At 59.5% G+C, this 15662-nt stretch carries 16 protein-coding genes and 1 tRNA gene; 10 read left to right on the top strand and 7 right to left on the bottom strand.

Going from position 1 to position 15662, the window contains the following annotated elements; translation table 11 throughout:
* Window positions 1-58 precede the first annotated feature (58 nt).
* From fdhF to IEX41_RS07450, 3 genes are read left to right on the top strand one after another with little or no spacing between them, the layout of a single operon-like run.
* Window positions 59-2980: a formate dehydrogenase subunit alpha gene (gene fdhF, locus IEX41_RS07460; RefSeq protein ID WP_188789598.1), complete on the top strand. Its 2922-nt coding sequence runs from the start codon at window positions 59-61 to the stop codon at window positions 2978-2980.
* Window positions 2977-3795 carry a formate dehydrogenase accessory sulfurtransferase FdhD gene (gene fdhD, locus IEX41_RS07455; protein ID WP_188789597.1) on the top strand — a complete coding sequence of 273 codons (819 nt, stop codon included), beginning with the start codon at window positions 2977-2979 and terminating at the stop codon, window positions 3793-3795. Before fdhF ends, fdhD begins: the two co-directional genes overlap by 4 nt.
* On the top strand, window positions 3785-4006 hold the full coding sequence (locus IEX41_RS07450) for a formate dehydrogenase subunit delta (protein WP_188789596.1): 222 nt from the start codon (window positions 3785-3787) through the stop codon (window positions 4004-4006). The genes fdhD and IEX41_RS07450 overlap by 11 nt, the downstream gene beginning before the upstream one ends.
* Window positions 4007-4035: 29 nt before the next feature.
* Here IEX41_RS07450 and IEX41_RS07445 read toward each other — a convergent pair whose 3' ends face one another.
* Window positions 4036-4686: a GntR family transcriptional regulator gene (locus tag IEX41_RS07445; RefSeq protein ID WP_188789712.1), complete on the bottom strand. Its 651-nt coding sequence runs from the start codon at window positions 4684-4686 to the stop codon at window positions 4036-4038.
* A gap of 34 nt (window positions 4687-4720) precedes the next feature.
* Window positions 4721-5413 carry a M48 family metallopeptidase gene (locus IEX41_RS07440; RefSeq protein ID WP_188789595.1) on the bottom strand — a complete coding sequence of 231 codons (693 nt, stop codon included), beginning with the start codon at window positions 5411-5413 and terminating at the stop codon, window positions 4721-4723.
* A gap of 121 nt (window positions 5414-5534) precedes the next feature.
* Between IEX41_RS07440 and IEX41_RS07435 the strand changes: the two genes are divergently transcribed.
* The 4 genes from IEX41_RS07435 to IEX41_RS07420 all read left to right on the top strand — a co-directional run bounded on the left by IEX41_RS07435 (window position 5535) and on the right by IEX41_RS07420 (window position 8265).
* A complete protein-coding gene (locus tag IEX41_RS07435) occupies window positions 5535-5858 on the top strand; it encodes a TIGR02300 family protein (RefSeq protein ID WP_188789594.1) in 324 nt (107 codons plus the stop codon).
* A 99-nt stretch (window positions 5859-5957) separates the two neighbouring features.
* Window positions 5958-6033: transfer RNA gene (locus IEX41_RS07430), tRNA-Ala, on the top strand.
* A 169-nt stretch (window positions 6034-6202) separates the two neighbouring features.
* Complete coding sequence (locus tag IEX41_RS07425; RefSeq protein ID WP_188789593.1) at window positions 6203-6742, top strand: AAA family ATPase; 540 nt, start codon at window positions 6203-6205, stop codon at window positions 6740-6742.
* Between the two features lie 371 nt (window positions 6743-7113).
* Complete coding sequence (locus IEX41_RS07420; RefSeq protein ID WP_188789592.1) at window positions 7114-8265, top strand: HEPN/Toprim-associated domain-containing protein; 1152 nt, start codon at window positions 7114-7116, stop codon at window positions 8263-8265.
* Window positions 8266-8524: 259 nt separating this feature from the next.
* Here IEX41_RS07420 and IEX41_RS07415 read toward each other — a convergent pair whose 3' ends face one another.
* The 4 genes from IEX41_RS07415 to IEX41_RS07400 are packed head-to-tail and all read right to left on the bottom strand — an operon-like array spanning window position 8525 to window position 12170.
* On the bottom strand, window positions 8525-9946 hold the full coding sequence (locus IEX41_RS07415) for a phospholipase effector Tle1 domain-containing protein (protein ID WP_188789591.1): 1422 nt from the start codon (window positions 9944-9946) through the stop codon (window positions 8525-8527).
* Between the two features lie 3 nt (window positions 9947-9949).
* Window positions 9950-10549 carry an SLATT domain-containing protein gene (locus tag IEX41_RS07410; protein ID WP_188789590.1) on the bottom strand — a complete coding sequence of 200 codons (600 nt, stop codon included), beginning with the start codon at window positions 10547-10549 and terminating at the stop codon, window positions 9950-9952.
* Complete coding sequence (locus IEX41_RS07405; RefSeq protein ID WP_188789589.1) at window positions 10539-11867, bottom strand: SMODS domain-containing nucleotidyltransferase; 1329 nt, start codon at window positions 11865-11867, stop codon at window positions 10539-10541. The genes IEX41_RS07410 and IEX41_RS07405 overlap by 11 nt, the downstream gene beginning before the upstream one ends.
* A 60-nt stretch (window positions 11868-11927) precedes the next feature.
* Entirely contained in the window at window positions 11928-12170 is a 243-nt protein-coding gene (locus IEX41_RS07400; protein ID WP_188789588.1) for an iron-sulfur cluster assembly protein, read from the bottom strand.
* Window positions 12171-12616: 446 nt separating this feature from the next.
* Here IEX41_RS07400 and IEX41_RS07395 point away from each other — a divergent pair, with 446 nt between their 5' ends.
* Genes IEX41_RS07395 through IEX41_RS07385 form a run of 3 tightly spaced genes read left to right on the top strand, consistent with a single transcriptional unit; the run spans window position 12617 to window position 14938 of the window.
* Window positions 12617-12997, top strand: a complete 381-nt coding sequence (locus tag IEX41_RS07395; RefSeq protein WP_308421497.1) for a helix-turn-helix domain-containing protein — start codon at window positions 12617-12619, stop codon at window positions 12995-12997.
* A complete protein-coding gene (locus tag IEX41_RS07390; protein ID WP_188789586.1) occupies window positions 12994-13515 on the top strand; it encodes an ImmA/IrrE family metallo-endopeptidase in 522 nt (173 codons plus the stop codon). Before IEX41_RS07395 ends, IEX41_RS07390 begins: the two co-directional genes overlap by 4 nt.
* Before the next feature lie 13 nt (window positions 13516-13528).
* Entirely contained in the window at window positions 13529-14938 is a 1410-nt protein-coding gene (locus tag IEX41_RS07385) for an exonuclease domain-containing protein (RefSeq protein ID WP_188789585.1), read from the top strand.
* Between the two features lie 138 nt (window positions 14939-15076).
* Here the strand turns inward: IEX41_RS07385 and IEX41_RS07380 are convergent, their stop codons facing one another.
* Window positions 15077-15658, bottom strand: coding sequence for a recombinase family protein (locus IEX41_RS07380; protein WP_188789584.1), 582 nt, complete (start codon window positions 15656-15658; stop codon window positions 15077-15079).
* Window positions 15659-15662 lie beyond the last annotated feature (4 nt).

The raw sequence follows: 15662 nt of genomic DNA, 5'->3' as shown, positions 1-15662 counted from the left end.
CCGGGATATTTTTGGTCAAAGGAAGACTGGGTCTTCGGCAAAGTCGGGAGTATGCGCGATGAAAGATTTCATCATTCCCTGGGATGAGAAGGACATGGGCACGCCTGCGAAATCAGGTAAGCCGGTGTCGCTGAGCATCGACGGTATCGCGGTCAGCGTGCCCGCCGGAACGTCAGTCATGCGGGCTGCGGCGGAGGCGGGGATCACCGTGCCGAAGCTGTGCGCCACCGACAGCGTCGAGGCCTTCGGATCCTGCAGGCTGTGCGTGGTCGAGATCGAAGGCCGTCGGGGCACGCCGGCCTCCTGCACCACGCCGGTGCATGACGGCATGGTGGTGCACACGCAGTCGTCCAAGGTGAAAAAGATCCGCAAGGGGGTGATGGAGCTTTACGTGTCCGACCACCCGCTGGATTGCCTCACCTGCGCGGCCAACGGCGATTGCGAGCTGCAGGACATGGCCGGGATGGTCGGGCTGCGGGACGTGCGCTACACGCCTGGCGAAAACCATTACGACCCGTCGGGCACCGGGGCGCGGTCCCAGGCCGAGGCGCGGCTGCGGATGCCCGAGGGGGAAGCGAACCCGCGCTACATCGCCAAAGACACCAGCAACCCCTATTTCACCTACGATCCCGCCAAGTGCATCGTCTGCTCGCGCTGCGTGCGCGCCTGCGAGGAGGTTCAGGGCACCTTTGCGCTGACCATCGAGGGGCGCGGATTTGAGAGCCGCGTGTCCGCGGGCGGGCCGCAGGATGATTTCCTGACCTCGGATTGCGTCAGCTGCGGCGCCTGCGTGCAGGCCTGCCCCACGGCGACACTGCAGGAAAAGAGCGTGGCCGAGCTGGGTACGCCGGACCGGTCCGTCGTGACCACCTGCGCCTATTGCGGCGTGGGCTGTTCGTTCAAGGCCGAGCTCAACGGCGACGAGCTGGTGCGCATGGTGCCGTGGAAGCATGGCAAGGCGAACCGCGGCCACTCCTGCGTGAAGGGGCGGTTTGCCTACGGCTATGCCAGCCACCCGGACCGCATCATGAAGCCGATGATCCGCGACAGCATCGACGAGCCGTGGAGGCAGGTCGAGTGGGCCGAGGCGCTGGCCTTTGCCGCCACCCGGCTCAAGGGCATCCGCGAGCAATACGGTCGGCGCAGCATGGGGGTCATCACCTCGAGCCGCTGCACCAACGAGGAAACCTACCTCGTGCAGAAGCTGACGCGCGCGGTGTTCCTCAACAACAACACCGACACTTGTGCGCGGGTGTGCCATTCGCCCACCGGCTACGGCCTTGGGCAGACCTTCGGCACTTCTGCCGGGACTCAGGATTTCGACAGCGTCGAAAAGGTCGACGTCGCGCTGGTGATCGGCGCCAACCCCACCGACGGCCACCCGGTCTTTGCCTCGCGCCTCAAGAAGCGGCTGCGGCAGGGTGCCAAGCTTATCGTTATCGACCCGCGTCGCATCGACATGGTGAAATCGGCCCATATCGAGGCGGCCCACCACCTGCCCCTGACCCCCGGCACCAACGTTGCCGTGGTCACGGCGCTCGGGCATGTGATCGTGACCGAGGGGCTTTACGACGAGGCCTTCATCCGCGAGCGCTGCGACTGGGACGAATTCCAGGCCTTTGCCGAGTTCGTCTCGGACAAGCGCCATGCGCCGGAATCCACCGCCTTGCTCACTGGCGTCAACGCGCAGGAACTGCGGGCGGCGGCGCGCCTGTTCGCCAAAGGCGGCAACGGAGCGATCTACTATGGCCTCGGCGTGACCGAGCATTCCCAAGGCTCGACCACCGTGATGGCTCTGGCGAACCTTGCGATGATGACTGGCAACATCGGGCGTGACGGTGTGGGCGTGAACCCGCTGCGCGGCCAGAACAACGTGCAGGGCTCGTGCGACATGGGCAGCTTCCCCCACGAGCTGCCGGGATATCGCCATGTGAAGGGCCCCGAGGTCCGCAAGATCTTCGAGGACGCATGGGGTGTCAGCATCGACCCCGAGCCGGGGCTGCGCATCCCCAACATGCTCGATGCCGCGGTCGAGGGCACGTTCAAGGCGCTTTACTGCCAGGGCGAGGATATCCTCCAGTCCGACCCTGACACACACCACGTCGCGGCGGGGCTGAAGGCGATGGAGTGCGTCATCGTGCATGACCTTTTCCTCAACGAGACGGCCAATTACGCGCATGTTTTCCTGCCCGGCTCGTCCTTCCTCGAGAAGAACGGAACCTTCACCAACGCCGAGCGTCGGATCAACAAGGTCCGCAAGGTCATGGCCCCGAAGAACGGCTACGAGGATTGGGAAGTGACGCAAATGCTCGCGAACGCGATGGGCGCGGGCTGGGCCTACACCCACCCCGAACAGATCATGGCCGAGATCGCGGCCACCACCCCCAGCTTTGCCGGTGTCACCTACGACCGGCTCGACGAGCTTGGCTCGATCCAGTGGCCCTGCAACGAGGAGCATCCCGAGGGCACGCCGCTCATGCACGTGGACGGGTTCGTGCGCGGCAAGGGGCGGTTCATCGTGACCGAATATGTCGCGACCGACGAGAAGACCGGTCCGCGCTTCCCGCTGCTGCTCACCACAGGGCGCATCCTGTCGCAGTACAACGTGGGCGCCCAGACCCGGCGGACCGAGAACAGCGTCTGGCACGATCAGGACGAGCTGGAGCTGCACCCCCATGACGCCGAGAACCGGGGCCTCAAGGATGGTGACTGGGTGCGCCTTGCCTCGCGCACCGGCGAGACGACGCTGCGCGCCAAGGTGACGGATCGGGTGTCGCCCGGCGTGGTCTATACCACCTTCCACCACCCGGACACGCAGGCCAATGTGGTGACCACCGATTTCTCGGACTGGGCGACCAACTGCCCCGAGTACAAGGTGACCGCCGTGCAGGTGACGCCCTCCAACGGGCCGACCGACTGGCAGGAAGATTACAACGCCCAGGCCGCGCAGGCCCGGCGCATCCTTTCGGCGGCGGAATGACTCTGCGATCCGTCAGCAGGCCCGGCACCGCCGTGACGTCCGAAGGAGCGCGGGACATTACCCGCTCGCTCCCCGAGGAGGTTCCGGTGGCGCTGGTCTTTGACGGATCGACGCAAGCGGTGATGATGGCCACGCCTTCGGACGTGGCGGATTTCGCGCTTGGCTTCGCGCTGAGCGAGGAGATCGTCACCGACCTTGCGCAGGTGGCGGATTTCGAGACCGTCGAACACGACCGCGGCATAGAGGCACGTCTGTGGCTGCGAGGCGGCGCTTCGGCACAACTGCTCGAGCGGCAACGGCGTAGCATGGGGCCTACGGGCTGCGGGCTGTGCGGCATCGACAGCCTTGACGCAGCGCTAAGGCCCCTGCCCCGGCTGCCACTTGGCCCTGTGCGCCTGACCCGGGCCGAGGTAGCCTCTGCCACCGAGGCCCTGCGCGCCCACCAACCGCTGCACGATCAGACCCGCGCGGTGCACGCCGCGGGCTTCCTGCTCCCCGGAAATGGCATCGTGCTCGCCCGCGAGGACGTGGGGCGACACAACGCGCTCGACAAGCTCATCGGTGCCATGGCCCGAGGGGGGGTCGACGCTTCGAAAGGGGCCATCGTGCTCACCAGCCGCGTGTCGGTGGACATGGTGCAGAAGGCGGTGCTGGCGAAGTGCCCGATTCTCATCGCCGTGTCGGCGCCCACCGAGCTTGCCATGCGCACCGCCGATGAGGCACGGCTGACCGTGGCCGCATTTGCCCGCGCCGGCGGGTTCGATCTTTATTCCGCGCCCGAGCGCATCACCGACGGAGCCAGCGATGTCGCCTGATAAGATGGTCATGATGGCCAACCAGATCGCCACCTTCTTCGACTCGCAGCCCTCCGGGCAGGCCGAGGGCGTGGCAGGCCATATTAACGACTTCTGGGAACCCCGGATGCGCGCGCAGTACCTTGCCCATGTGGAGGCTGGCGGTGCGGGCCTGAAACCACTGGCCATCGAGGCGGCCGCACTGGTGAACGCGCCTTCCGAAGACGCCTGACCGGGGGACTGCCGTCCGGCGAGCAGCTCTCAGCTTGCCAGCATCCGCAGGCCCTGTGTCACGTCGGACCGTACCGCAAGCCGCAAGCCCGGCTCGTCCCCCGCCTTGAGCGCGGCAATGATAAGCCGGTGATACTGCGGCGCCTCCGTGCGCTTCAGCCTCCCGTAAAGCGCCCGCATGGTGGGCCCCAGCTGCAGCCAGACGGTTTCGCACATGGCCAGCATCGCGGGCGCCTGCGCCCTCAGGTAGAGTGTGCGGTGGAACTCGAGGTTCGAGCGGATGTAGCCCACCGAGTCGCGGTTGCTGATGACCGCCGAGATATTGGCGTCGATGGCCTGAAGCCGGTCGATCAGCGCCATGTGGGCACGGGGCAGCGCGCGTGAGGCCAGCTCTACCTCGATGAGGGCGCGCAGGGCGGCCAGCTCCTCGATCCGCTCATTTGACAGTTCGGGCGTGGCGACCCGACCCGAGGTGGACATGGACAGCGCTCCCTCGGCCACCAGCCGCCGCACCGCTTCGCGGGCGGGGGTCATCGAGACCTCGAATTGCCTGCCGATGCCGCGCAGGGTCAGCGCCTCTCCGGGCGGGATCTGGCCCAGCATGATGCGGCTGCGCAAGCCGCGATAGACGCGGTCATGCGCGGAGGAGGAAATGTCGGACGGTTTCGGAGCAAGGTTCATGGTGCCGCCATAAGTGATCACAAAAGCCCTGCCGTCAATCTCCGAATCGATAGCGGTGCAGGCTTCCCCCCTCGTCGCGCAGCCAGGCCCGCGCCGGTCGCCAGTCTCCGTAGAGCCGCTCAACCACCGCCCAGAAGGCGCTCGAATGGTTCATCTCCGCGAGATGCGCCACCTCGTGGGCGGCCACGTAGTCAAGGATCTGCGGCGGGGCGAGCACCAGCCTCCACGAGTACATCAGTGCCCCGTCCGCCGTACACGACCCCCAGCGAGAACGCGCATCGCGCAGCGTGAGCCGCGTGTAGGGCAGCCCCAGTGCTGCCGAGTGCCGATCCGACGCCTCGGCCAGCCGGTCCCGTGCGAGGGTGCGCAACCAGCCCTGCAGCCTTGCCGCAATGCGATCCTCAGGGCCGGGCACCGCGATGGTGCCGTTCCCAAGCGTGACCGCCCTGCCCTGCCCCGGCACCACCTGCCGCAAGATGCCCTCCACGGGGAGCGTTGCGCCAATGGCAATATGCTCGTCATCGCCCCGCGCCTCGAGATGGCCGCGCAGCCAAGCCTCCTTGTCGCGCAGAAAGCCGATGGCCTCGCGTTCCGGCAGCCGGCGCGGCACGGTAAGGGTCACCCGCCCGTCGATCTGGCTCAGACGCAAGGACAGCCGCCGCGCCTGCGCCGAGCGCCGCAGCTTCACCGCGATAGGAGGGTTGCCCGGAAGCGTTATGTCGCTCATATCCATGCCTCACAGCCCAAGCGGGCAAAGCCTTTGACACCGCTCCCCCTTTATGGCAGGGGAGCCGGATTGTCGACATGACCGGACACGCCCGAAAGGGCCAAGCTGAAGGGGAAAACCCATGCCCAAAGAAGAATGGGGTACGAAGCGCGTCTGCCCGACCACGGGCAAACGCTTCTACGACCTGAACAAGGACCCAATCGTCAGCCCGTACACGGGTGAGGTTCTGCAACTCGACACCGGCAAGCGCACCATGCTCGTCGCCGACGCGGCCGACGGCGCCAAGCGCAAAGCCACCGAGGAAGATTCCGAAGAAGTCGATCTGCTCGATGACGATGATGTCGATGTGGATCTCGATGACGACGACGTCCTCGAAGACGAGGACGACGACAACGTTTCGCTGGACGAGATCACCGACGTCGCCAGCGAAGACGACGACAACTGAGGTCGTTTCGAATTTTTTCCGCGGGCGGTGATTTTCCCCTTGAACCCGCCCGCGGCTTTCCGTAAATCCGCCGCACGACGCCGGAAACGGCAACGGTTTGGGGCCTTAGCTCAGCTGGGAGAGCGCTTGCATGGCATGCAAGAGGTCAGGGGTTCGATCCCCCTAGGCTCCACCAAACTTTCCTGAAAAGCACCAGATAGTTCTGCCTTTTTCGTCAGAGGATTTGCCTCTGCCGCGCAGACGGGTGCTGTTTTCCCTGCGAAAATCCATGCTGCCTTGATCCGCGCATTTCGGCGTGTCGATCGCTGCTCAGCCCTCCCCTCTGTCAAAACCGAGGATGGCCCATGAACGACCATTTCTTCGTCGTGACGGGCGGCCCCGGTGCGGGCAAGACCAGCCTGATCACCGAGCTCGCCCGCCGCGGCTATCATACGATCCCCGAATCCGGCCGCGCGATCATTCGCGAGGAGATGCAGAGCGGCGGAGACGCCCTCCCCTGGGCGGACCGCATGGCCTATGCCGAACGGATGCTTGAACGCGACCTCCGCGCCTACGAGGACGCTCAGGCCCTCTCAGGCCCCGTGATCTTCGACCGAGGCATTCCCGACATTCTGGGCTACCTGACCCTCTGCGGCCTCCCCGTGCCGCCCCACGTCGCCGCTACGGCCAAGGCAGCCCGTTACAACGCCCGCGTCTTCCTGACACCCTACTGGGACGAGATCTTTGCGCAGGACACCGAACGCACGCAGACCCGCACCGAGGCCGAAGCGACCTGCGCCGTCATGCGCGAGACCTACACCGCGCTCGGTTACGAGATCACGGAGCTGCCGCGCACCGACATCGTAACACGCGCCGACTTTGTTTGTGCGCAGCGGGTCAACTGACCGTAATCGCGAGATGCCCTGGCAAAACTGCTGAACCGGACAAACCGCATGGTCCCTCCCGCCTCCCGCTGCCTGACACTCACGGCCCAAACCTGCCGTTCGCCTGGGCCACCAACGCCGCGGCGCGACTTCCCCAAACCGGCCATCAGTGACACCGCGCAGCATAGTCCAAGGCCCCAAGGTCCGCGGTGCGGACAGAGCTGTCGTTGCCCCTTCAGCCTGAACAGGACTAGAATGGAGTCGTGCAGCCGACGGTGAAGATTGACTAGCGTCGCATTGGTGTAGGCGCACCTGTGCAATTGGCTCGACGTTCGACTTAACGCAAACTACCAAAAGCGAAACTACCGGCTTGCAGGCAGCGAGGATCAGCGTTGGGGACCTACTCAGACTTCCGCATCGGAAATTTCCATCTTGAGTCCAGTGGGAACTTTACGACTACGAGGCACCATTCGATTTACTTGCCGTCTGACAGTGTTTTTGTCGAAAGGGACTTCGACCTAAAGCCAGTAGAAGTTTTTCAGGCGACCTTACGCTCGATCTTTCCACGCCTAGAGCTCCTCGGATCGACGCTCCCAGCTATCGAACGGCGGTTCAACAACCCATACGTAACATACGACGAACCGCATGACGTGCCCTTCAAAGAAGCTCTGGAGCTTGTCCGCAACGTCGATCTGGCCTCCCTCAAAGAAGGCACCCGAGATAATCACGGGGGCCTTCTTCCTGCTGAGTATCAGAAGCGACTGGAGGAACCGCTGACCGATCATTATGGTCGAGCACCGGGATGGGATCTCAGCACGCTTCTTGATCGACTGATGCCCTACGACATTCTGCGGATGCTCGCAGAACGCCCCGCAAATCTTGATCTCATTGTCCAGTGGGACTTTATGGACGTCGTTGAAAGCGGCTACTTCGAACGTGAGGACTTCTCGGTCGGAGTAGATGATGAAGGCTTGCTTCTAGTGACCGAAGGCACCAGCGACACTAAGGTGATCCAGCACGCCTTCGCTATCCTGCGCCCTGAGATCGCCGATTTCTTCCGGTTCATTGACATGGAGGACAACTATCCGTTCGGCGGCCACGGCCAACTGATGAACTTCATGAGGGGGCTGAGAAGCATTGGGAAAGCCGATGGTGTGTTGGCCATCTTCGACAACGACACGGTTGGCGTCGCATCGCTCGCGCAGCTTGAAGAGCTTTCAGGCATCAACGCGATCAAACTGCCCGACCTGGAAGAGTTTAGGAGCTTCCCGACAATTGGACCCAATGGCGAGCATCTTGCTGACATCAACGGCAAAGCCGCCGCTATCGAGTGCTACCTGAAGCTCCCGCAGCGATGTCGTATCAGGTGGAGTAACTACGAAAAGCGCGCGGGAGCGTATCAGGGCTCGATAGACCAAACCTCTGGCGAGAAGAGCGCGCAGCAAGACGAGTTCCTCCGAACAACCCGTGTTGATGACTACCCCTTCGAGAAGATGGAGAAAGTGTTGGATGTAATCGTCGAGGCCTGCACTTCCCTCTCTTAACGGCGGCACGAATGACTGCAATTTGGGCTTCAAGCGGCCAAGCGGCAACGCGGCAGGCTCCTCGTCCAGGTGAGCCTGCCGCGGGGCATGGACGGCCCATGCGGCCATTCGAACCAGGCGCAGCAGATGGTCGGTTTATCCCATTACCTGCCGATCAGCTTGCGATGTGATTGCTCCATTTGCAGTCCACAAAGCTGACATACGCCACGTGTACAGCACTCTAGCTGGTAGAATAGCTGCGGCACCAAGCCGTCGTCATCTACCGATCATAAAAGCATTCAAGATCTTTTCGATTTCTCAGTTGCTTCGGTCGATATGGTTTGACCTCTCCGCATTGTGCGACCGCCGTTGCATGCATACGTTCTTTGACGGAGGGATGGAGAGGGAAATCATCGCCAACTGCGCGAACTCCCTTCTTCCAGCGGATCCGGAGGGGTCCAAATGCTACCATCGCGTCTTCGCGGTGCTGCAAACCAAGAGGGTCAGGGGCGCGGTTCAAGACGTTCTCGTTGATCTGTATCGACGGCACGCAGTCTTTCAATTCGTCGACCATCCAATCGAGGGCGATATCGCTCAGGCGGGACTCCGCCTCGGGATAGCTTCCGCCAATGTCGCTATGGCAGCCCGGGAACCAGACCTGCTTCAGCCACTTCGGCTCTCGATCCTTGGTCTCAATCGCAGCCGCCTTGGATGCCCATCCGACCCTTGGAAAGTCAGCACGGTCCTCGTCGATCGCCATGGCGTGACGGGCGTGTTGGACATCGGGATCCAACCACTTGTCGTAGTTGCGCTTGTTCCACGCCGCAAAGTGACCCGTTTTGAGCATATGCGGCCAATCTGTTGGGCGCCAGAGCTTCAGTTTGCGGTTGGGATCGTCCGAGAAATACTTGAAGTTGTCGAGCAAAAGGGAACCAAGCTGCCAAAGAAGCGCAGCTAGTAGTACGCCGAGTGGAACAACCAAAAGCCAAGACCAACCGAATGCGACGCCTGCGGCAAAAGCCGACCCAACCCCTAACGTGACGCCCCAGACCAAGGTGCGGACAACAGCCGTTCGCAGTGATGCCACGGTATCAAAGACCCCAATGAATGTTGGCTGAACGTTTCCCTGATTGTCTTCGCCTACGAGAGGAAGGCTTGAATACTTCTTGCGAAACCGCTTGCCGAGCTCTTCACGGTTCTTGAAGTATGGATTTTGTCCGCGGGGTTTTCCAGCGCCGTGATTATAGACAAATTTCACAGCATCTTTGGCGATCTTGCGCAGGCCGGGACCATGACGCGGCACCGGAGAACCATCCGGCATCTGCGTCGGGACACCGCAGAGGTTCATAACGTTTGCCAGTGCTCTGACCGTATAGGCTCCGCGAGAGAACCCAAACAGCAGCACGCGATCACCGGGCTCGTAATGGGCAATGATCTGCTCGTAGCAATCGATGATGTTGTGGTCGATGCCAGTTCCGACGGCGCTTTCAAGAATCGGCTTGATCCGACCGAAAAATCCGCCCCGTTCTCCCGTTCCCAGGCCGGGGTCGTAAAAGGCTACCTGGTCCTTCGGGCTAATTGGTGAATCTGGACCCGACCGCATGGCACGATACATTTTGTAAACATTCGAAAGCCGTTGGTCCGGCCTAGCGCCACCCATCTGGCCGGTTCCGTCCGAGAATATGCAGATGTTCTTCGCCATGACTTAGCTTTTGCCTTCGCCCGGACGAATTTCGATTGGCTTGGGACGTCCGCCTGACCGTTTTAGGGAGAAAGGAAGAAAGCAGTCGATTTCATCGTCGGAAAAGGTCATATCTTCCAGCTTTTTCAGTCGGTGTTGCGCTTCCCGGTATGCCTTACCGTCAGTCTGTGGTGCGCTTGCATAAAGGGCTGCGAGAGCCGCCTGAAGTTCATCACGGCGCTCGACTGCCGCTTCATGCTCAAGTCTAACGAGGTCCGTTAGAAGCGAAAGATAGCACTCGCGGACGTTCCAGAGCTTTGCAGCTGCGTCGCGGTGCTTTTGGGCGATGGCGCCTGGGTCGAAGTTTTTTAGGTAAGCGGCTACGAACAGCGTCAGGAAAGAGACCACGACGGTCGCGATCTCTACCCATTTCTGGTCAATTGCTATGACCCCGACTGCGCCGGCGCTGGTAAGCGCTGAGAGCGCGATTTGGGCCATCTTGTATCTGCGCAAAGTAGCCGCGCAACGATCGGCCATACGTTCATGGGTCTTGTGGGTATAGACCACACGTCCGAAGCATTCCCTGACTTGGTCTTCAAATGCGATATCGTAGTTAGGCTGCATAGTCTTCGTCCTCGGCGTCTCGCACACGGATCGGTACACGAATCATGTCCCTTGCTATGACAACGCCACGGCTGACGGCGTAGCACTCGACGAGGTGATCGCCCCGGAAATTTGTCGTTTCGCGACGCTCGCCGCGTCCGTCGTCGCGTACGATCTGACCCCGGATCATATCGCGGCGCTCGGCTTCGTCACCTCGGTTCAGGACTTTCCAGTACAGCTCAATATCATCTGGCAGGTCCGATGTGTCGGAAAGAAAGAACCGAAGTTCTTTCTGCGGTCGGAGTATGCCGTACCCTTCTAGTAGCTCACGGAGCATCGTAGGGCGGAACCCATCCTGCGTAACTTCGCAGTTGATGCGAAGATGATGGCGAATATCGACACGGAACCTGTCTTCAACAAACTGTTCAGTGTCTCGAAAGACATGGGAATACGCTGCGGACTCTCCCGCTGCGCTCTTCGTCACAGGTGCTGGATAGGCATTGCCGAACACGTCACGCCACTTTTGGCGCTCATTCTTTTGACCGCTGGCCTCGATTGCCTTGACGCACAAGTCGTAGGCCTTCTTGGCCTTCGTCTCGAAGCGCTTCTTGACCCGCACTCGTTGCCGACTACCCAATGCGGCATATTCGGATTGCTTCGATTGATCGGCCAGAAACTTGAAAAAATCCCGGCACATCCAGTCATAATAGTAATAGCTTCGATCGTCATATTCCTTTGTCGATTCTAGGAAATTATACGCCAAGGTATCGATCAACAGCCCGCCCATGGCGACACCGTGTTTGTTCTTCCACGCCCTCGCCATTTTACAAAGTCGACGAAGATTGCGGTTCTTGCGCTTGTTGGCCTCGCGCATTTCATCAATTTCGGCCTGCGGCTTAGTGATCTTCCACGATCCGCCATTCGCGGTATCCGGGTATTTGTAACTACCATCATCCTGTTTGAACGCTGGCATCACTTCTATGTGGAAGTCCTTGTAAAGGACGCGAACAACCAAACGGTCCACACGTACCGTCGTAGACGGATAGCGACGTTTGATAGCTTCTTTGGTGTCTTGGAGCAGCTTGGCCTGACCACAGCTCTTATAGTCGTCCCATTTTCCGGCGGGCATGATGTAAATCATGTCCAAATCAGACACGCCCTTGATGGCAGTCCACCGTCCGTAGGACCCAACTTGAAGGCTGTTTGCTGTCTTGGATTCGGTATCTCGGAACTGCTTGTTAAGGGCAGCTGTAACCTCGCCGTACCGTAGCGAAATAGTTTCTGCGTTATCGACTTTGATGTTTTCCAAAAACGCTTTGAAATCGTCGGAAATGCTCATTTGACCTCAACTTCTCTTCTGGAAACATACACCAACACCGCCCGATCGCAGGGCTTGGCCTCAGCTTATGCCCATGATTTTCTTTGCTTCTGCGATGGCTTTCGGCGAACCTTCGACATTCCAAGTCGCTTTGCCATTTCGAACCTGCTTGGTGACCTTAACTGGTTGCCCTGTTTCGGGATCACGAAGGGTTCGCAGGCGTCGCTCCACCTCGCCTTCGGCGTTGGCAAGCATATCCTTCTTGATGCCGTCAAAGAACTGTTGGCTCGACATTTTGCGCCCATTGCGTTTGAATTCTAGCATCTGCGTAATTCCCTACTTCACGCGTTTTTCTCTTTTATGCGCTTCTGCCCACGCACCCCTCGAGGAGGTTTGCAAGGCGAGATTGCTACCTCTCACGCACAGTAGTTTTCGGGTTGGCCTTCCCGTACTTTGCCGTCACAAAACGACCACTTGCAGCGCTTCGGTAGCTCCCGCCCGTGGACCCACTCTTTCCGGGCGCCTCTAGAACGGTCGTCCGTGGATGCGACTTCCCGTATGCTTTCGTGACGTAGCGACCCGACTTCGCGCTACGGTATCCGCCCCCACCTTCTCCCTGGTTTGCCATTAGCTGCCCCTTTCTTTGTCAGCGCCCGATTCTTGTTGGTCCTGCTTAGGATGGATGGCCAGCTTAGTGTTGTCAATACAAGCACAACTGTAGATTTGAGTGCTTGCAATACAAACACTATGTTTGAGATATTGACACACCAATGTCGAAAATGGTAACGGGAGCCATGTCAAGAGAACTGATACACAGGGCGTTCGGTCGCGCAGTGGCGACCCGAAGGAAGCAGCGAGACAACATGACCCAATTGGAGCTCGCTCAGAAAACGGGGCTCTCGCGTGCGTCGATTGCGAACATTGAGCGTGGTCAGCAGAATGTTGGCCTTCATCACCTTTATTCGATAGCCAACGCACTGGAAGTATCTTCGTTGTCTGACCTGCTACCTCCTCTGAGTATTAGTCAGGATAGGGAGGAAGAACCGCAGATGCGTACTAGCGAAAAACTGTCTGAAGCCAGCAAGGCAGGTGTAGAGCAACTCATCCGCAACGCTTTGAAACAGGGCGCGAAGCAGAGTACCGGACGATGATTGCGGACAAAGAGCGTGCTATCAAGGCGGCGCGCAGAATCCTTGAAGAGCACAATATTCAACGAGCGCCAGTTCCTGTAGAGCGCATTATCAAGAGCCGGAATATAGTGCTTGATTATGCGCCTCTCGATGAGGACTTATCGGGTATGGCCTACAGCCAAGACGGTGTTTCGATGATCGGGGTAAACGCATTACACCATCCCAATCGACAAAGGTTTTCGGCAGCGCATGAGCTGGCTCATCACGTACTGCATGAGGAAAGACTGCATGGCGAAGTTCACCTTTCCAAGGGATTGCGAGCATTGAGGCGCGATCGAGTATCCTCGCAAGGCACAGACCCTTTGGAGGTCGAAGCGAATACATTCGCTTCGGAACTTCTGATGCCTCACCAACTTCTGCTGGACGCTTGTGGTGAAGAGGGCTTGGATTTGGATGATGAGGCCAAGGTCGAGAAGCTCGCCAAGAAGTTTCGGGTCAGCGTGTCTGCAATGAAATACCGGCTGGCCAGCCTCATGTGATTTTGGTGGCTACTTGTCGTTCATATTTTTTGACACTGAAACTACTGGTTTGCACGCTGGTTTCGATCAGATCGTTCAATTTGCAGCCGTCAGAACAGACAGTGACCTCAACGAAACCGATCGGTTCGAATTGAGATCAAGAATCGATCCGAACGTTGTTCCGGACGTTCAGGCGATGCTTGCCAACGGTTTGTCAATTGAAGCACTGACAGACCAGCATCTTTCCACCCATTATCAAATGATGCGGGATTTGAATGAGCGTCTGGTGTCTTGGTCCCCAGCCATTTTTTTAGGATACAATTCCATAAGGTTTGACGAAGAGTTTCTTCGCCATGCGTTGTATCGAACATTGCACCCTCCCTACCTTACGAGCCTTCATGGGAACGGTCGGAATGACGTGATGTCACTTGCTTTGGCCTGCTCGGCGTCAGGTGACAACGCGCTACGCGTGCCACTCAAGGACTCAGGTGATCCAAGCTTCCGCTTGCATGATATTGCAGCGGCCAACGGCATTGCAGTGCTCAAGTCACACGATGCAATGTTCGACACGCAAACAGCGCTTGAGCTCTGCCGCCTTGTGAAGAAGCTGAGCCCGGATCTTTGGCGAAGGTTTGTGCGCTTCTCCAACAAAGCTTCGGTTGTCGATTTTGTCACGTCGGACGAACCCTTCGTACTTACAGAGTTTTATGGAAACAGAGCATATCACACCCCTGTAGTTTTCGTTGCAAATGAACCCGACCAACCAAATGGCATGCTTTGCTTGAGCTTGGTTAAGCCAATCGAAGAGCTCGCATCGATGTCAGATAAACAGTTGGCAAGCTGGTTGTTGAGCCCTCCACGCCCAATCCGGAGAGTTCGATCGAACGCAGGTCCGACAATGATGCCACTTTGGGAAGCAGCTGAGGAATTTTTCGTGGGCACCTCATGCGAAGTACTAGAGGATCGGGCCGTGCGAATTGTGGAAGACGAGGGGCTCAAAACTCGAATCGGGCGAGTCTTCTCAGAAAACCGTGCGCAGTATCCTGAGCCAGCACATGTTGAAGAGATGTTGTACACCAAGTTTTCAAGTCGGAACGACGCCACGCTGTGTGATCGGTTCCACTGCGCTCCTTGGAGCGAACGGCGCGAAATCGCACAGTCCCTCGAAGATGACCGACTGAAAGAACTAGCGCTGCGAATTTGCTACTTTGAATGCCGTTCTTCACTCGCACCCGATTTGGTCCAGGCGATGGATATCGATCTCGCGCATCGCCTTATGTCCATAGACGGTCGACCTCCGTCGGTTGAGCAGACCCTAAAGCAAGTCGGAGCGGGACGTGCGGATTTTGAAAATAACTCGAACGCTGCCGCGCTTCTGAAAGGTTACGTGTCGTTTCTTACTGAGCGACGGACGAAGATCTTAAAGTTTCTAGAGGCACAATGAAAGTCTGCTTTGATAACTTTGGAATAGCTTTTGGAACTGGCGCAGCGAACGGCAGCTCTCCGCCCATCTTGCCCACGGTAGACTTTGTGCCGTCGCTGGAAGGGTTGGCTGTAACGGGTTGGAATGGACCGTCGGCCATTAACGTTTCGGCCATTGCCGCGCCAACGTGCGATAGACGGTTGGCCGCGACACAGAGAAGAGCTCGGCCAAGTCCGACACCGAATACTCCCCAGTTGCGTGCATCCGTGTCAACTCCGCTGCCTGCCGGTCGGAAAGCTTTGGCTTCTTGCCCCTCAACTTCCCTTTGGCGCGGGCCACCGCCATGCCCTCGCGGGTGCGTAGCCGGATTACGTCGGCTTCGAACTCGGCGAAGGTCGCCAGTACGTTGAAGAACATCCGTCCCATCGGATCGGTGGGGTCGTAGACCGTGCTTCCTAGCGCGAGCCGTACCCCGCGCTCAGCTAACCCGTCGGTGATGTCGCGCGCGTCCGGCACCGAGCGGGCCAGCCGGTCAAGCTTGGGCACCACAAGTGTGTCGCCCGCCCGCACGGCTGCCAGCGCCTGGGCAAGACCGGGCCGGTCGCGGTTGCGGCCGGTCAGCCCATGGTCAGTGTAGATGCGCTCGGAGGCGACGCCAAGAATTTCCAGCGCCGCGCGCTGCGCGGCGAGATCCTGAGCGTCGGTGGAGCAGCGGGCATAGCCAATACGGAGGGTTGTCATGGGT

Source organism: Salipiger pallidus, assembly GCF_014643635.1.
Classification (GTDB): Bacteria; Pseudomonadota; Alphaproteobacteria; order Rhodobacterales; family Rhodobacteraceae; genus Salipiger; species Salipiger pallidus.
The sequence above is the reverse complement of the archived record's forward strand: the minus strand, read 5'-3'. Positions and strand labels throughout refer to the sequence as shown.

Coding starts and splice junctions, on each gene's coding strand:
- fdhF (WP_188789598.1), top strand. CDS start 59: ATGAAAGATTTCATCATTCCCTGGGATGAGAAGGACATGGGCACGCCT.
- fdhD (WP_188789597.1), top strand. CDS start 2,977: ATGACTCTGCGATCCGTCAGCAGGCCCGGCACCGCCGTGACGTCCGAA.
- IEX41_RS07450 (WP_188789596.1), top strand. CDS start 3,785: ATGTCGCCTGATAAGATGGTCATGATGGCCAACCAGATCGCCACCTTC.
- IEX41_RS07445 (WP_188789712.1), bottom strand. CDS start 4,686: ATGAACCTTGCTCCGAAACCGTCCGACATTTCCTCCTCCGCGCATGAC.
- IEX41_RS07440 (WP_188789595.1), bottom strand. CDS start 5,413: ATGAGCGACATAACGCTTCCGGGCAACCCTCCTATCGCGGTGAAGCTG.
- IEX41_RS07435 (WP_188789594.1), top strand. CDS start 5,535: ATGCCCAAAGAAGAATGGGGTACGAAGCGCGTCTGCCCGACCACGGGC.
- IEX41_RS07425 (WP_188789593.1), top strand. CDS start 6,203: ATGAACGACCATTTCTTCGTCGTGACGGGCGGCCCCGGTGCGGGCAAG.
- IEX41_RS07415 (WP_188789591.1), bottom strand. CDS start 9,946: ATGGCGAAGAACATCTGCATATTCTCGGACGGAACCGGCCAGATGGGT.
- IEX41_RS07410 (WP_188789590.1), bottom strand. CDS start 10,549: ATGCAGCCTAACTACGATATCGCATTTGAAGACCAAGTCAGGGAATGC.
- IEX41_RS07405 (WP_188789589.1), bottom strand. CDS start 11,867: ATGAGCATTTCCGACGATTTCAAAGCGTTTTTGGAAAACATCAAAGTC.
- IEX41_RS07400 (WP_188789588.1), bottom strand. CDS start 12,170: ATGCTAGAATTCAAACGCAATGGGCGCAAAATGTCGAGCCAACAGTTC.
- IEX41_RS07395 (WP_308421497.1), top strand. CDS start 12,617: ATGTCGAAAATGGTAACGGGAGCCATGTCAAGAGAACTGATACACAGG.
- IEX41_RS07390 (WP_188789586.1), top strand. CDS start 12,994: ATGATTGCGGACAAAGAGCGTGCTATCAAGGCGGCGCGCAGAATCCTT.
- IEX41_RS07380 (WP_188789584.1), bottom strand. CDS start 15,658: ATGACAACCCTCCGTATTGGCTATGCCCGCTGCTCCACCGACGCTCAG.